Here is a 15,423-nt window from a genome sequence, read left to right on the forward strand (position 1 = left end):
GGGTCGCAAGACCCGTGATCGGGGCGGAGAAGTCAGCAGACGGCAGGGTACCACCCGCAGCGCTCGATCGTCTCGCGAAGCAGCGCCCGGGCCTCGGCTTCGATCTGTTCGGCCGCGCTGCTCCCCATCGAACTCGGCCCTGACGTGCTGACCGGCAAAGGAAAGAGCCTCTGTTTCCAGTGGCGCTCAGGTGAGGGGGACATCCCCCTGTTCAGGGAATCGCCGCATCACGGGTGTGACCGCGCCAATGCGCAATCTCGTTAGCAAATACGAGCCCGATGCTGAAATTCCATGTCGTAAACGGGCTATTGCACGCAATACAAGGTGCACATCAGGGCTCCCTGTGGCCCTGCGGGCACAGCCAGCTCCTCGCAAATCAGGCATCTCTGATGTTCCCAGCTGAAGGGCTGAGGATGGTCCTCCCTTGAACCTCAAGCGCCTTTGCTCCGGCAGGGCGCTTCTCTTTGTCGGCGGGGTGGACGAAGATTTCGGGCCACGGCGGAAAAAGCTCCGATCGGCACTCCGGACGATTTACTGTGCGTCACGTGCATGGGGTCATGGCGAAAGAGAATGATACGTCTGCCCCTGAGTGGATTAGCTTTGTTGCTCGGCTGATTTCTTCCCCGTCCAGCCTGTTTCCTGACGGAGTACGCTGCTCTGCTTCTGGCGCGCCAGCCATCTGCGCTTCGCCAGATATCGGCAGCTTCCACCACTCCGACGGAATCTGCAGGAGCAAAGAGATGATTTGGACACAGGTCTTGTGGTGCGAGTGTCCGGCGGACTTCCGTGGTCGAGCCACCCTGTGATGTGCCATCAGGAGTCAACTTCGCTCAGCAGCCTCAAGACGAGTGTTCCGGCACGGACTGCAAACCCTTCTGACAATCTGGAGCGAGCGGTTCTGTTTGTGGTGCTGGCGGTGATGGTTTTGCCGATCATCAATGCCTGTGCCAAGTTCCTCAGCAGCTACTCCGTCGTTCAGATTACCTGGGCCAGATATGCCGGGCACTTCCTGTTCATGCTGCTGGTCTTTGCCCCTCACCATGGCCTCGATCTGCTCCGGTCAACGCGGCTGTCGATGCAGCTCATCAGGTCCAGCCTGCATTGCGCATCGGCCATCCTGACCTTTTACGCCCTTGGATTTGTCGCATTGCCAACCGCGACGGCAATCAGCTTCTCGGCACCGCTCATGGTCACAGCGCTGGCTCCGCTGGTGCTGGAGGAAAAGGTCCGCCTCGTCCGCTGGCTTGCAGTCGGTGCCGGGTTCATCGGAGCCCTTGTGGTGGTGCGTCCCGGAGTGGGTGGCCAGGATTGGGCGATCACGTTGCTGCTCGTCAATGCAGCTGTCTCTGCCGTGATTCAGCTGATGTCCCGCAAGCTGGCGCAGCATGATGGAGCTGCCGTATCAAACACCTATATGGTCCTCGTTGGCTTCGTGCTGATGAGTATACCCCTGCCTTTCATTTGGCGAACGCCTACAGAGCCCGTGGACCTGCTGGTGTTCATCGGGATTGGCGTCTCAGGTGGCGTTGGCCATTACCTCCTGGTCCGCGCCTTCGAATTGGCACCGGCGGCATTCGTCTCGCCGTTCACCTATGGGCAGATTCTTGGTGCTACACTGATCAGCTACCTCGTCTTTGGGCAACTGCCCGACGCTTGGACCTGGGCTGGAGCAGCGATCATCGTGGCCAGTGGGCTGTTTATTCTTCACCGCGAGCGGCGCTCGAAAGCCGCCCGCGTTGATCAGGCCTAGGGCTCAGGCGCAAGGGGAGGGCGGGTTGCGTCTTGGCTTTCGGAGGAGGAGCCTCCTTGAGCCCAGCCCGTCTGAGCCATTGCCGGAAGTGCAGCTAGCGGCGCGCTGGGCCTTCCTGAGGGTATCCTCAATCCCGTGCACCTGAACACCAGCAGATGGGGTCATCGCAGAATCTTCCCGGAACCCTGCGCTAAGAGTTTGGGAGCGCCACAGACTGCATGGGACATTCAGAAACAGCAGGCATCCAGCAGTCTGAGCAGATGGGTGATTGGCAGAGTTCGTCCCACACATCTGCAACTTTGAAACATATGTCCGTGTGAAAGCCTCTTGCCTGATCTCGTGGTGGGGTGTCTGAGGACCGGTGTGGGTCTATCCGGTGTCTCGGCCAAACTCCTGCGTCAGCTCAATGACCTTCCGGCAGCCGCCTGTNGGTGGGGTGTCTGAGGACCGGTGTGGGTCTATCCGGTGTCTCGGCCAAACTCCTGCGTCAGCTCAATGACCTTCCGGCAGCCGCCTGTCCGACCAGACATGCTACCACACAACTTGCTCCTCGCCATTTACCGGTCCTGCAGCAGCTTCAAGCGTGAGCGGAGGGCTTCCTGGATGTGGGTTCGGGCGAGCTTTTCTGCCGTGTCCGGTTCACGCGCGGCAATGGCCTGGATGAGGGCGCGGTGCTCTTCGGCGGCCGTGAACGGCCGACCCGTGATGCTGAACGTGGTGTTTCCAAGGAGGGCGATCCCGTCCTGCAGTTCCTGCAGGGCGCTGTCGAGATAGCGGTTGCGGGCGGCACGGAAAATCGCCTCGTGGAACACGCAGTTAAGCCTAGCCATTTCGGCAGCGTCGTCGCTGTGCGCCTCGAAGGCCTCCTCAAGGTCGACGAGCGCATCGATTTCGGGCTGGGAAGCGTGCTGGGCGGCAAGCCGTGCGGCTGCGCCCTCCAGGATCTCACGCATTGCGTAAAGCTCAAGCACCTCAGCGGTATCGAGACTCCGGACGATGAGGCCCCGGCCGCTGGCGGGTGTGACAAATCCCTTGGCCATGAGGCGCCCGAGAGCCTCCCGTACCGGAGTCCGGCTAACCTTCAGCTGCTGTGCGACTTCTTCCTCCCGAAGCCTGTCGCCGGGCCGATAGAGGCCAGCCCGCAAAGCTTGGCGAAGAGAGCGGAACACGGCCTCGCTAAGGGGGAGACCCGTGTCTCGGGCGACGAGTTGCAAACCGCTCGATGCTTGATCCGACATTCGCGCTCCGGAGGGTGGTTCCTCCGAACATTTAATACCCTCAAACTTGCCTTGACCAAACCAACGATTTGAATATTTTTGTATGCAAATGTACGCGATATAGAGTTACATGAATGCGGCGCTTGCGTGGAGGGCGGTCAGATTTGTGATTCGAGCATGAGTCAGATGGGAAACGGAATGCCTTCGAGTACCAGATATGCGCCCGCAGGCGACTAACACGTGCCCGAGCCGCCGCGGCGGCGGCCTTGCCCGGAAGGGGCTAACAGTCGAGCAAAGTCTTTCTGCCGGTGGCGCGTCCCAGAACACGATGATCGAGATCTAAGCCGATGAAGGATGCAGTGATCCTGCCCCGCGACTCAGCGCTGCCCAAAAGTGCAAATCTGTCTCCCGATGGCACTGGCCGCACGGATGCCCTGCGTGAGGTGCTGAGCCGACGATACGACGTTCTGGTCGTTGGTGGCGGCAATGCGGCGCTTTGTGCCGCGATCAGCGCGCGCCGGAGCGGTGCATCCGTACTGATTCTCGAAGCCGCGCCAAAGTTCTACCGCGGGGGCAATACCCGCCACACGCGCAACATGCGCTGCGCCCACGACACGGCCACCGAGATCCTGACGGGTCCCTATACCGAAGAGGAGTTCTGGGAGGACCTCCTGCGCGTCACGGGCGGCCAGACGGACGAGGAACTCGCCCGCTTCATGATTCGCGAGTCCAAGGAAATCCTGCATTGGATCGTTGAACAGGGGGTCCGCTGGCAACCCTCTCTCGGCGGAACCCTGAGCCTCGGACGTACCAACTCCTTCTTTCTGGGGGGAGGGCGGTCGATGCTGAATGCCCTCTACCTCACGGCCGAGCGCCTCGGCATCGAAATCCTCTATGATGCGGAGGTGACTGAACTCGACATTCAGGACGGCATGTTCCTGTCCGCCACGGTCTCCTATGCCGGTCGCGAGGTAGATGTACGCGCGAGCACGCTCGTGGCGGCTGCCGGAGGCTTCGAGGCGAACATCGAGTGGCTAAAGCAGTACTGGGGCGACGTCGCAGATAATTTTCTCATCCGCGGTACGCCCTACAACCGCGGTTCCATGCTCAAGATGCTTCTCAATAAGGGCGTGCAGGAGATTGGCGATCCCACTCAGTGCCATGCGGTCGCCATCGACGCGCGAGCCCCAAAGTTTGATGGCGGCATTATCACCCGCCTCGACTGCGTTGTGTTCGGCATCGTGGTGAACAAGCATGCCGAGCGTTTCTACGACGAGGGCGAGGATGTCTGGCCCAAGCGCTATGCAATCTGGGGCCGTCTGGTGGCCGCCCAACCCGATCAGATCGCCTACATCATTTTCGATGAGCCCTCGCTCGAACTCTTCATGCCTTCTCTCTACCCGCCCGTGAAGGCGGACACAGTCCGAGAGCTCGCCGGCAAACTGGGGCTCGATCCGGAGGCTCTGGAGCGAACAGTTGAAGGCTTCAATCAGGCGGTCCGGCCTGGAATCTTCGACCACACGATCCTGGATGACTGCCGGACGGAAGGGCTAATCCCTCCCAAGAGCCACTGGGCACGCCCCATCCGCACCGCTCCATTCTACGCATACCCCGTCCGTCCGGGGATCACCTTCACCTACCTCGGCACGCGCGTGAACAAGGAGGCACGGATGATCATGGCCGACGGCACCCCATCTGCCAACATGTTCGCCGCCGGCGAGATCATGGCCGGCAATGTGCTCGGCAAAGGCTATGCCGCCGGCATCGGAATGACCATCGGCAGCGTCTTTGGGCGGGTTGCCGGACGGGAGGCTGCCAGAAATGCACGCAACTGACGCTCTTCACGAAGCTGATCGTCTGATGACGGTCTGCAACTCCTGCCGCTACTGCGAGGGGCTGTGCGCCGTTTTCCCGGCGATGGAGATGCGGAGGGCCTTCTCGGATGGCGACCTCAACTACTTGGCCAATCTCTGCCATAGCTGCGGCGCCTGCTATGTCGACTGCCAGTTCTCGCCACCGCACGAGTTCAATGTCAACGTGCCTCAGACGCTGGCGAGAGTCCGCAATGACTCCTATAAGTTCTATGTCTGGCCGAAAGCTCTGGCTCCACTCTTCGAGCGCAATGGAATGGCCGTCAGCCTCATCACCGCCCTGAGCGTGGGAGCCTTTCTCTTCGGCATGATGGCCTTCACCGATCCGGCAGTGATGTTCGGAACGCATGTCGGTCCGGGCTCCTTTTACCGGCTCATGCCCCACAACACGATGGTTGCGATCTTCGGAGCTGCGTTCCTCTACGCGATTGTGGCGCTCATCATGGGCTTCCGCATGTTCTGGCGCGATATCGGCGAGACCTCGGCGACCCTGACCAATAAGGTCACAGTGTGGCAGGCCATCAAGGATACGATGCAGCTGCGCTATCTCGATGGCGGCGGCGCAGGCTGCTTCAATGAAGATGAGCGTCCGACCGACCGGCGCCGGATGTACCACCACCTGACCTTCTATGGGTTTCTCCTGTGCTTCGCCTCGACGAGCACGGCGACCTTCTACCACTACATTGTCGGCCATCCCGCTCCCTATGCCTGGTATGACCTGCCTGTGGTACTCGGCACGCTGGGGGGCATCGGGCTGCTGATTGGTCCGGCAGGCCTGATCTGGGCAAAGGTCCAACGTGACAAGGCGCTCAAGGACGAGAGCCGCTGGGGCATGGAGATTGCATTTACGGCCATGCTGTTCCTGGTGAGCCTGACGGGTCTGCTGCTGCTGGTACTGCGCGCGACGCCGGCCATGGGCACGATGCTCGCCCTTCATCTGGGCTTCGTGTTCGGCTTCTTCGTGACCTTGCCATACGGCAAGTTCGTCCACGGCATCTATCGCTTCGGTGCGCTGGTTCGCTACGCCAAGGAGCGCCGAGCGCTCCACGAGCCAACGCCATCAAAGGCTCGAGCCCTGGCCATCCCCGATCCGAAGCCGGGAACCTGAACGCAAAAGAATTCGGGCCGGATGCCGGCTCAATAAGGATGCCCAGGTCGAAGAGGCCTCGGTAAAGGAGGAAACGACAATGACGCTTACCCGAAGAACACTTGCCGGCCTGGTGCTGGCCGCCAGCGCGGCACTCTCATCAGCCGCTTTCGCGCAACAGGCACCCAGCCTCAAGATCATGGCGCCCGCTGCCCCCGGCGGCGGCTGGGATCAGACGGCGCGCTCCGTCGGACAGGCCCTGACGGATGCCGGTCTCGCCAGCTCGGCACAGGTTACCAACGTTCCCGGCGCCGGCGGGACAATCGGCATTGCCCAGTTCGTCAATGGTGCAAAGGGCGATCCGACGCAACTCATGGCGAGCGGGTATGTGATGGTGGGCGCCATCATCACCAACAAGGCACCAGTCACCCTGGACCGGGTTACGCCAATCGCCCGTCTCACCGGCGAGTGGCAGGCGATCGCCGTTCCGACGAACTCGCCCGTCAAATCAATGAAGGAGCTCGCCGAGATGATCAAAGCCGATCCGTCCAAGGTGACTTGGGCGGGTGGATCGGCCGGTGGGCCGGATCACATTCTGGCGGCTCTGATCACGAAGAATGTCGGTGCGGACCCGACGAAGACCAACTACATTGCCTTCTCGGGCGGCGGTGAATCACTTGGTGCGCTTCTTGGCGGGAAGGTGACGGCGGGCATCAATTCGCTCGGTGAGTTCATGAGCCAGATCAAGGCTGGCAAGCTGCGCCTGCTGGCGGTTTCCTCGCCGGAGCGTCTGCCGGGTGTCGAAGCGCCGACGCTGAAGGAAAACGGCATTGACCTTGAGCTGTCCAACTGGCGGATGATTGTCGCCCCGCCCGGCATCTCAGCCGAGGAGAGGGCGAGCCTGACGAAGATGTTCAAGAATCTTGTGGAATCCAATGCCTGGAAGAAGGTGCTCGAAACCCGTGGCTGGGAAAATATCTTTCTGGCCGGTCCTGCCCTCGACGAGTTCGTCAAGAATGAACAGGCCCGGACCGCAGCGGTGCTCAAGGACGTCGGATTGACGAAGTGATAAGAGATGTGGTGCTTGACGGCTGACCGGCACCAATTCCTCCAGTCCTCCGTCTCCCTAAAGAGAAGTGACGCGCTTCCTGCGCATCACTTCTCCCTGTCGATGAAGGTGAATAGTACAGGGCCATAGCCCGTCATCACGCTGTCAGTAGCTCCCGCAGGTGTCGAATGCTCCGCACCTCTTCCAGGCGGTTTACGGTCTCGATCAACATCTTGGCTCTGTCCGCCCCGATGATGGGCGTGACGAGATCGCGCGCCTTAGCTTCGATCTCCTCAGTGTCCATCGGATTCTCGGGGGTGCCGCGAACAGCCTGGGCGTGATGCCTCAGGTGGCGACCGTCTGTGGTCTCGATCTCCATGATCGCCTGCCTTGCTGGAACAGCTGCGGTCAGCTCCGCGCTCGGAACGAGTTCGATGAGCCCGCGCAAGGCCCGGATTGCCGGATCATTCATCCGGTCGTGATCATGGCTGCTTTCGAATGTGATGGTGCCATCCAGAATGGCCAATGCTGCGAGATGCTGCACGCACACATCGGGCATCGTCCGGTTATCGACGATATGAATGCGGTCGTCGGGCATGGTAATGACGATTCGTTTCACGTCGTCGGCGCGCAGGCTGTGGGTGCTGACCAAGAAGCTTGCAGCGTCCAGCACCGCCTGGATCGGCGAGCCAACGCACCATTTCTTGATCGAGGCCCGCATGATCTCGTAGCGTGAGCCAAGTTCGGCAGTCATGAGAGAGGGATCGGGGTTCTCTCCAAGGGCCGTGAAGAGATTGTGCTTTCCGGAGAAGGGGTCGTCCACGGCGGAAAACCCGGCTGCGACCATAGTCGCGGCGGCCACCCCATTGCGGGCTCCCATACCTCCGAAGTCGAACGCTTTTTCCACATGCTCGCGGTCCCGCTGCCAGAACGGGATGCCGGATGCCTGCTGGGCGGAGTAGGATAGAACATGACGTACCTGTGTCGAATCGAGACGTAGGATCGCAGCTGCCGCGGCGGCTCCTCCGAAGGCTGGCCCGAGGCTATGGGTGCTGTGCCGCGATGTATCCGGCCGATGCAGCCCTAGGGCAATGGTCGTGCGGGCCCCAACGTCATACCCTAGAGCGACGGCGCGAAGAAAATCCCGCCCGCTGCGATCCTGCTTCTCGGCCATGGCGAGGGCCGCCGGAACGATACCGCAACCCGGATGAAAGCGACCGGCAAGATGCGAATCGTCCGTTTCATCGGCATGACCCGCCATGCCATTGGCCAAGGCTGCATTCACGACGGGAACGATAAGCCGGGTTCCGATGACAAGGGCCTCGGAAGCGCCGCCGATCGGCTCGACATAAGAGGCGGCGAGCCGTCCCGCGCGCAGGCGGGACCCCGACAGGATGGCGGCGAGCGTATCCAGGATGTGATGCTTCGTTTTCACCACGACATCCGATGGCAACTCGCGGTCGAGCGTAGCGGAAATATACTCCGATAGGACGGAGGCTTCCTGCGAGATGTCACTGCTGGAATGTGCATTCATCGAAATGTCCCTCGTTTCTTCCCTTCACCCGCTCCCCAGCAAAATGGACCCGAGTGGCCTGCCCTTGTTTCCCTTTTCGGGAGCGCTGTTCTTGCCAATGTCGGATGCTAACGTATACAAATGAGGACAAAGCGCTAGGGAAATTACCTGAAAATTGTAGCGACGAGGGAGGTCACATGAGCAGCCAGTCCGCAACCCGCATGGATTACGGGGCGGCAGACCTCAATCTGAACGTCACCAGTGACCTCTGTAAGTTCTTGGCCTCGTTCACCGCCGAGAGCCTCCCCGAGAATGCTGTGCATGAGGGTCGGCGGGGTGTTCTGGACTGGATCGGATGCGCGCTGGCAGGAAGCCAGCATCCCACCATCAGCAAACTGCTCACCGTCCTTGGCGCGGTCGGAAGTGCTCCGCAGGCGACCGTGCTCGGGCGGGGAATGAAACTTGGTTTGCTCGAGGCACCCATCGCAAACGGGCAGATGGGTCACGTCCTCGATTTCGACGATACGCATATGGGCGGCGTGGTGCTCCATGCGAGCTCTCCCGTCCTGTCTGCACTTTTTGCCCTTGCGGAGAAGAGACCGATTGCAGGCCGTGATCTGATCGCCGCCTATTGCGCCGGCTTCGAGGCCGGGGTCCGGACGGGGCAGGGGGCTCCCAAGCACCATCCGGGCGGATGGCATCTCACCGGAACGCTTGGCTCCATCGCAGCGGGAGCGGCAGCGGGCCGGCTGCTTGAGCTGAATGCCCAGCAGCTCACCCATGCGCTCGGGATCGCGGCGACGCAGGCCGCCGGGATGCAGCAGAACCGTGGAACAATGTGCAAGTCGTTCCACGCGGGCAAGGCTGCCTCCAACGGAGTGCTGGCGGCGCTGCTGGCGCAGAACGGGTTCGACAGCTCCAGTGAGATTCTGGAAGGAAAGCGCGGCTTCTGCCGGATCTACAGCAGCGAGGCCGCGCCGGAGCAAATTCTCGACGGGCTGGGCGAACGCTGGGAGATCACGCGCAACGGACACAAGCCCTATGCCTGCGGGGTCGTTCTGCACCCGACCATCGACGCCATGATCGCGTTGGCGGGAAAAGTGCCGAAGTCGGAGGAGGTCGTGTCGATCGAGTTGCGGGTCAATCCGCTCGCGGTCACGATCACCGGGGTTTCCGATCCGAAGACCGGGCTGAAATCGAAGTTCAGCCTGTCGCACACCGCTGCGGTCTCGTTCCTGGACGGCACGGCAGGGATCGCTCAGTACACGGACAAGCGAGCGCTCGATCCGGAGGTTGCGGCCCTTCGTGACAAGGTCAGCGCCCACATGGACGAGAGCCTGCGCCGGGATCAGGCCTGGGCGGCTGTCGTGACGCGCTCGGGCGAGCGTTACGAGCACCTGGTGGAGCATGCCAGCGGAACGGTTGATAACCCCATGTCCGACGATGCCATCGAAAGGAAGTTCCTGGCCAATGCCGTGCCCGTGATCGGTGAGGCGCGGGCCAGGGCATTGTGCGAAGCGGTCTGGCGCCTCGACCGGATCGACGACGTACGCGACCTGCTCGCCCAATGCGCTTGAACATTCCCAGGCGTCTCCCGCCCTGGCAGTCGCTGATCGGCCTTGGTGCGTCTGTCGGACTTGGCCTGCTGGCATCCTGGGCTCACGTGCCTCTGGCCTGGGTTCTCGGTCCGCTGATCGCTACCGCACTTGTCTCCATCGCAGGCTTTCCGGTTTTCGCGCCGGCGCTCGGACGCCGTCTGGGCCAGGCTGTGGCCGGAACGAGCGTCGGCCTGAACGTGACTGCTGCGGCGCTTCAGACGATCACCCTTTGGGCGCCCTTGATGGTTCTGACGGCGCTTCTGGCGATCTTTCTCTCGGCCGTCCTGTCCGTTCCGCTCGCGCGTGTCGGCCGGATCGACCACAAGACCGCATTCTTCTCACTGACGCCGGGCGGTCTTTCCGAAATGGCGAATGTCGGCGTGAGTGTCGGCGCACAGCCTGAACTCATTGCGCTGTCACAGGCGCTGCGGGTAGCGCTGCTCGTATGTCTGATGCCGCCCGTCATCATAGGGCTGGGAATCGACGGAGGCCTGATCAACGAGGCGTCGCAGGTTCGCCTCTCATGGCCTCAGGCCGGTATCGCCCTGATGGCGGGAATTGCCGGCGTCGCCGTCACGCGGATGCTGCGGTTCAACAATCCCTGGACCGTCGGCGCAATCGTCGGCGCGGCGTGTCTCGCGGCGAGCGATATTCTCATAGGGCGGATGCCCGGCGTGCTGTTCTCTCTAGGCCAGTTCTTCATCGGCATTTCGATCGGGTCGCGCTTCCGTCGCGAGAACATTGTCCGCCTGCCGCGCCTCGCCCTTATCAGCAGCATCTTCACGATCCTGCTCGCCGCGCTGCTCTTCGGTTATGCTGGTCTTCTGTCAGTCTTCACGGACATCGACATCGCCAGCGCTGCCCTTGCATCGTCCCCCGGTGGAATGGCGGAGATGGCGCTCACCGCCCAGGTTCTGCATCTCAATGTTGCCCTTGTGACCGCCTTCCACGTCATACGTGCCTTCCTGGTGAATGCATTCACGCTTCATTTCTATGGCCTGTTCAAGCGGATCGGCCTTTTTGCCATGCTTGAGGCGATCTTCGGGCGCACGAAGTCGAGCTGAGGGAACTCTTCCTGCAGGAGTGTGCAGGCCAGAAGCCACACTACATCGCACAAATGCCGCCGGCGCACTTGACGAGCAGAAATGAATACGGTTGTATGCAAACGCACGCGAAAGAATGTGCCCGAGGAACTAGAGGGCTCCTGCTCTGCAGGGCCACAGATCCCCGGTAGAAAGTTTCTAAGCTGTCACTGTCTGTCGATCAGTCAGGCTTGCACCCCAAAAGGCGAACGGCAGGTCATGTGAACTGACACGTCAGTCGGGAGGAGAGAATGACCGATCAGAAACCGCTCGAAGGACAGGTTGCTATCGTAACAGGCGGCGTTCGCCGCATCGGCAAAGCCATTGCCCTGACCCTTGCCCGCGAGGGTGCCGCAGTCGTGATCAATGCGAGATCGTCCCGCGACGAGGCTGAGGCCACAGCAGCCGAAATCGAAGCAGCAGGTGGAAGTGCGCTTGTCCATCTTGCCGATGTGACTAACGAGCAGGATATTGCTGCCATGGTCGAGAAGGTCGCCGGAACGTTCGGCCGTATCGACATGCTCGTCAACAATGCCGCCATCAGGCGCGAGGTCCCATTTACGGAGATGACCCTTGCCGATTGGCGTGAAATTTCAAGCGTGATCCTAGAAGGGGCATTCCTCGCCTCACGCGCGGTTCTCCCGCACATGGTTCAAGCGAGGCACGGCCGCATCATCAACATCGGTGGCGTGAGTGCGCATACGGGAGCTTTCAATCGCGCCCATGTCGCTGCCGCCAAGGCAGGCCTCACGGGTCTGACCCGGGCCCTCGCGGTCGAGTTCGCCGAGCATGGGATCACCGTGAACTGCGTCGTGCCCGGGAAGATCGGCGGCAAGCGCTCTGCAACGTCGGGCCACAGCGCGTCACTGCCCGGTGGCGGGCAGCCGCTCGTCGGGCGTGAGGGCACGCCGCAGGACGTTGCTGAAGTGGTCCGCACACTTTGCCTGCCGACAGGTGGGTTCATGACCGGCCAGTCCGTTCATGTGAGCGGCGGACTATTTATGCCTTAAGCCTGTAGGGGCATCGCTGAATTGCTCGAAGGAGCAATAAGGAGCTTGCACTGAGGGAAAAATCAGTGCGAATATGAATTGTCGACAGTCAGCAGATTACAGGTCGACCAAGATTGCCGGCCAAGGCAGCTGCACCCGAAGCTAGGAGGAAAGTATGAGATTCTCTCGAATGAAAACGGTACTCTGCGTCGGCCTGACGGCGGTCGGCCTGCTGGCGCAGTCTGCGCTCGCCGCAGAATATCCGCACAAGACAGTCAAGCTCGTCACCCATTCCAGCCCTGGCGGCGGAACGGATGTGTTCCTGCGCGAACTGGTTAAGCACCTCTCGCCGATCATGGGCGTGAACTTCGCGGTGGAGAACGTGCGCGGCGGTGCTGGCGCAAAGGCAGTCGCTTACCTCGCAAATTCGCCGGCCGACGGCAGCGTCTTCTATGGAACAACGCCGAGCTACATCAACACGTCTCTGCTCAGCAAGCCAGAGAAGACCTACCAAGATCTCGACCCGGTCGTGAACCTCTTCCAGGATCCGCAGATCGTCTTCGTTCGTGCGGACAGCCCCTACAAGAATCTCAAGGAAGTGGTTGAAGACGCAAAGAAGCGTCCGAACCAGGTTCGTGTCGCCGTGAGCACGCCCGGCTCCCTCGACCGTCAGGTCATGGAGCAGTTGAAGGCCGAGACCGGCACGGAAATGACCATCATTACCCATGATGGCGGCGGCGACGTGATGCTGAGCGTTCTGAACGGTACCGCCAATGTCGGCATCGGCGAAGTTGCCGAACTTCGCGGCCAGATCGACGCGGGCAAGATCAGGCTGATCACCACCTATACCAACCAGCGCCTCAAGCAGTTCCCTGATGTTCCGACCGCGAAGGAGCAGGGCATCAACCTCGTCGTACGCAAATTCCGCGGAATCGCAGGGCCGAAGGGGCTGCCCAGGGATGTCGTCTCCGCATGGGAGAACTCGATCCAGAAGGTGCTCGAGTCGCCTGACTTCAAGGCTTGGTACGAGAAGGACGCCCTCGTGCCAGATTACATGAACCAGGAGGAGTACAAGAAGTTCACGGCGGAGTTCGCCGAGGGCCAGAAGGACTTCTTCCAGAAGTACGGCATTACCACGGACTAACTGTCGAACCTCTTGGGAGTACAATCATGCGCGGCACTCTCGTCACGGCAATCCTGCTGTTCATCTTCGCCGTGGTCTTCTGGTTCGCCGCGGATGCGATCCCAAAGAGCCGACTTGGCGGAACCGTCGGGGCAGACGGTCTGCCGAAACTTCTCGCCGTGATACTCGGCATGCTGTCGGCGGGTCTAATCGCTCAGTCGCTACTTGCGATGCGGGCGACCGGACCCGTCGTAGCCGCCGAACCCAAACCGCGAGCGGCTGACCAGTTCATCCATCTCCGGGCAGCTGGGATGCTCGCTCTTGGAGCGGCTTACCTTCTGATCATGCCATATCTCGGCTATATGCTGTCAGTCGGACTGCTGCTCCTCGCTGTGGCTGTCTACAATGGCAAGCGTCCCTCTCTCAGCCTGATCGTGTTCGGCATATTGGGTGCCGGCTTCTTCTACCTGCTGTTCGTACGCCTTTTGGATGTGCCGCTGCCGGCCGGCTTCTGGCCCCAACTCATCGGCTGATCGCCATCTCGTTAGGCGCAAATCTCTCAATTCTTTATCGGAGCGTTTCTGATGGAAGGCCTTTCCTACGCTTTGCAAGCCGTGACAACGATGCCTGTTGTGGCGGCGGCTTTCGGAGGCGTCCTGTGGGGCATTCTCGGTGGAGCGCTTCCGGGCATCTCGCCGTCGATCGCAATGGCCCTGCTGCTTCCGTTCACCTACAACCTGCCGCCGCTGGTAGCTGTCGTACTTCTAGCATCGGTCTATGTCGGCGCTGAGTATGGAGGATCCATTCCGGCGATCCTCATCCGGACGCCGGGCACGAACGCCGCCGCGGCAACGACCATCGATGGCTATGCCATGCACATGAAGGGCCGCGGGGGCGAGGCTCTCGGCCTCTCGCTCGTGGGCGGGACGATCGGCGGTTTGTTCGGTCTCATTCTTCTTGCAACGCTAACTGAGCCGCTGTCCAGCCTCGCGCTGCTGTTCACACCGCCAGCCTATTTTGCCATGGGCATTCTCGGCATCAGCGTCATCGCCTCGCTCTCCGAGGGAGCGCTGTTGAAGGGGCTGATCGCTGGCGTTCTCGGCATGATGATCGCAACGGTCGGAACCGATCCGATCTCCGGCGTCAGCCGTTTCACGTTCGGCAATCCGAACCTGCTCGAAGGCATTCACTTCATTCTCATCATGCTGGGCATCTTTGCCGTCTCCGAGCTCATGGTTCAGGCTGGCGAGAACAGGTGGCGCGAGGGAGCCAAGCCGGACACGGGCCGTGCAAAGCTCAAGCTTCCGACCCTGCCAACATTGTGGCGGTTGCGTCGTGCTCAGGGCATTGGCTGCGTGCTGGGAGCCGTCGAAGGTGCCATCCCCGGTGCCGGCGGCTCGGTCGCGGCGTTCCTATCGTATAACGAGGCGCGCCGCTGGTCGAAGGAGCCGGAGAAGTTCGGCCATGGCTCGGAAGAGGGCGTCATTGCTCCTGAAACGGCCAACAATGTCGTGTCAGCGACCGCGCTTGTTCCGACACTCAGCTTCGGTATTCCCGGCTCGAACTCGACGGCAATCCTTCTCGGCGGCTTCCTGATTCACGGTCTGCAACCCGGGCCGCTGCTGTTCACTTCTAACCCGGAAATTGTCTATGGCCTTTTCGGTGGGTTGTTCACGGCCAACCTGATGATGCTCCTCCTCGGCATCGTCATCCTGGGGCCGTGCATCTGGCTAGTGAAGCGACCGAAGCCGTATCTCATGGCCGCCATCTTCGGCCTTGTTGTCTCCGGCGTATACTCAATCGATCACAGCCTCTTCGACCTGTGGGTGGTGCTGGCTGCAGGCGTGGTGGGCTACATCATGCGCGTGCTCGGCTTCCCGCATCTACCGCTGATCCTTGGTCTCGTGCTGGGCTACATGATCGAGTCCAACTACCGGCGTGCTCTGCTGATGACCAACGGCGACCACATCGTCTTCCTGCAGGACGGCGTCAGCCTGACTCTGCTCACCTGTGCTGCTCTCATTATCGGCGTTGCCGCCGTGCGCGAGATTCGGCGCTGGAGAAAGCCGCTCGTCATACCGGCTTCGCAGGCTCATTGAGCGCATCATTCGAAGAGGCGCTAGTTCGGCGCTCCTTTGGGACTAT

General features: G+C 61.2%; 12 protein-coding genes. 10 read left to right on the plus strand and 2 right to left on the minus strand.

Translation table 11 applies throughout. From position 1 onward, the window contains the following. Nucleotides 1–805 precede the first annotated feature (805 nt). Nucleotides 806–1,750 (plus strand): DMT family transporter, encoded by a 945-nt coding sequence (locus LG661_RS15760; RefSeq protein WP_230532881.1) that lies wholly within the window; start codon nt 806–808, stop codon nt 1,748–1,750. 557 nt (nt 1,751–2,307) lie between these two features. On the opposite strand, the gene LG661_RS15765 is transcribed toward LG661_RS15760, so the two are convergent. Further along, nucleotides 2,308–2,988 carry a GntR family transcriptional regulator gene (locus tag LG661_RS15765; protein WP_230532849.1) on the minus strand — a complete coding sequence of 227 codons (681 nt, stop codon included), beginning with the start codon at nt 2,986–2,988 and terminating at the stop codon, nt 2,308–2,310. A 425-nt stretch (nt 2,989–3,413) separates the two neighbouring features. Between LG661_RS15765 and tcuA the strand changes: the two genes are divergently transcribed. The 3 genes from tcuA to LG661_RS15780 all read left to right on the plus strand — a co-directional run bounded on the left by tcuA (nt 3,414) and on the right by LG661_RS15780 (nt 6,994). After that, entirely contained in the window at nt 3,414–4,802 is a 1,389-nt protein-coding gene (gene tcuA / locus LG661_RS15770; RefSeq protein ID WP_230532882.1) for an FAD-dependent tricarballylate dehydrogenase TcuA, read from the plus strand. Next, nucleotides 4,789–5,946: a tricarballylate utilization 4Fe-4S protein TcuB gene (tcuB, locus tag LG661_RS15775; protein WP_230532850.1), complete on the plus strand. Its 1,158-nt coding sequence runs from the start codon at nt 4,789–4,791 to the stop codon at nt 5,944–5,946. The genes tcuA and tcuB overlap by 14 nt, the downstream gene beginning before the upstream one ends. Nucleotides 5,947–6,025: 79 nt before the next feature. Beyond that, nucleotides 6,026–6,994 carry a Bug family tripartite tricarboxylate transporter substrate binding protein gene (locus LG661_RS15780; RefSeq protein ID WP_230532851.1) on the plus strand — a complete coding sequence of 323 codons (969 nt, stop codon included), beginning with the start codon at nt 6,026–6,028 and terminating at the stop codon, nt 6,992–6,994. Nucleotides 6,995–7,130: 136 nt separating this feature from the next. On the opposite strand, the gene LG661_RS15785 is transcribed toward LG661_RS15780, so the two are convergent. Beyond that, on the minus strand, nt 7,131–8,507 hold the full coding sequence (locus LG661_RS15785; protein WP_230532852.1) for an MmgE/PrpD family protein: 1,377 nt from the start codon (nt 8,505–8,507) through the stop codon (nt 7,131–7,133). Nucleotides 8,508–8,683: 176 nt separating this feature from the next. On the opposite strand from LG661_RS15785, the gene LG661_RS15790 reads away from it, so the two are divergent. The 6 genes from LG661_RS15790 (at nt 8,684) to LG661_RS15815 (ending at nt 15,377) form a co-directional block, all read left to right on the plus strand. Then, the gene (locus tag LG661_RS15790) at nt 8,684–10,063 is read left to right on the plus strand and encodes an MmgE/PrpD family protein (protein WP_230532853.1); all 1,380 of its coding nucleotides are present in this window, start codon (nt 8,684–8,686) and stop codon (nt 10,061–10,063) included. After that, nucleotides 10,054–11,148 carry an AbrB family transcriptional regulator gene (locus LG661_RS15795; RefSeq protein WP_230532854.1) on the plus strand — a complete coding sequence of 365 codons (1,095 nt, stop codon included), beginning with the start codon at nt 10,054–10,056 and terminating at the stop codon, nt 11,146–11,148. Before LG661_RS15790 ends, LG661_RS15795 begins: the two co-directional genes overlap by 10 nt. Before the next feature lie 269 nt (nt 11,149–11,417). Continuing rightward, nucleotides 11,418–12,176: an SDR family oxidoreductase gene (locus tag LG661_RS15800; RefSeq protein WP_230532855.1), complete on the plus strand. Its 759-nt coding sequence runs from the start codon at nt 11,418–11,420 to the stop codon at nt 12,174–12,176. 169 nt (nt 12,177–12,345) lie between these two features. Continuing rightward, a complete protein-coding gene (locus LG661_RS15805) occupies nt 12,346–13,299 on the plus strand; it encodes a Bug family tripartite tricarboxylate transporter substrate binding protein (protein WP_230532856.1) in 954 nt (317 codons plus the stop codon). Nucleotides 13,300–13,325: 26 nt separating this feature from the next. Continuing rightward, on the plus strand, nt 13,326–13,811 hold the full coding sequence (locus tag LG661_RS15810) for a tripartite tricarboxylate transporter TctB family protein (protein WP_230532857.1): 486 nt from the start codon (nt 13,326–13,328) through the stop codon (nt 13,809–13,811). A 51-nt stretch (nt 13,812–13,862) separates the two neighbouring features. After that, on the plus strand, nt 13,863–15,377 hold the full coding sequence (locus LG661_RS15815; protein WP_230532858.1) for a tripartite tricarboxylate transporter permease: 1,515 nt from the start codon (nt 13,863–13,865) through the stop codon (nt 15,375–15,377). Nucleotides 15,378–15,423 lie beyond the last annotated feature (46 nt).

This window comes from Microvirga roseola, from assembly GCF_020866965.1.
Taxonomy (GTDB): domain Bacteria; phylum Pseudomonadota; class Alphaproteobacteria; order Rhizobiales; family Beijerinckiaceae; genus Microvirga; species Microvirga roseola.

What these genes read in the sequence shown, in the direction of transcription:
- tcuB (WP_230532850.1), top strand. Translation starts at nt 4,789, where the DNA reads ATGCACGCAACTGACGCTCTTCACGAAGCTGATCGTCTGATGACGGTC.
- LG661_RS15785 (WP_230532852.1), bottom strand. Translation starts at nt 8,507, where the DNA reads ATGAATGCACATTCCAGCAGTGACATCTCGCAGGAAGCCTCCGTCCTA.
- LG661_RS15810 (WP_230532857.1), top strand. Translation starts at nt 13,326, where the DNA reads ATGCGCGGCACTCTCGTCACGGCAATCCTGCTGTTCATCTTCGCCGTG.
- LG661_RS15780 (WP_230532851.1), top strand. Translation starts at nt 6,026, where the DNA reads ATGACGCTTACCCGAAGAACACTTGCCGGCCTGGTGCTGGCCGCCAGC.
- LG661_RS15800 (WP_230532855.1), top strand. Translation starts at nt 11,418, where the DNA reads ATGACCGATCAGAAACCGCTCGAAGGACAGGTTGCTATCGTAACAGGC.
- LG661_RS15805 (WP_230532856.1), top strand. Translation starts at nt 12,346, where the DNA reads ATGAAAACGGTACTCTGCGTCGGCCTGACGGCGGTCGGCCTGCTGGCG.
- LG661_RS15795 (WP_230532854.1), top strand. Translation starts at nt 10,054, where the DNA reads ATGCGCTTGAACATTCCCAGGCGTCTCCCGCCCTGGCAGTCGCTGATC.
- LG661_RS15765 (WP_230532849.1), bottom strand. Translation starts at nt 2,988, where the DNA reads ATGTCGGATCAAGCATCGAGCGGTTTGCAACTCGTCGCCCGAGACACG.
- LG661_RS15790 (WP_230532853.1), top strand. Translation starts at nt 8,684, where the DNA reads ATGAGCAGCCAGTCCGCAACCCGCATGGATTACGGGGCGGCAGACCTC.
- LG661_RS15760 (WP_230532881.1), top strand. Translation starts at nt 806, where the DNA reads ATGTGCCATCAGGAGTCAACTTCGCTCAGCAGCCTCAAGACGAGTGTT.
- LG661_RS15815 (WP_230532858.1), top strand. Translation starts at nt 13,863, where the DNA reads ATGGAAGGCCTTTCCTACGCTTTGCAAGCCGTGACAACGATGCCTGTT.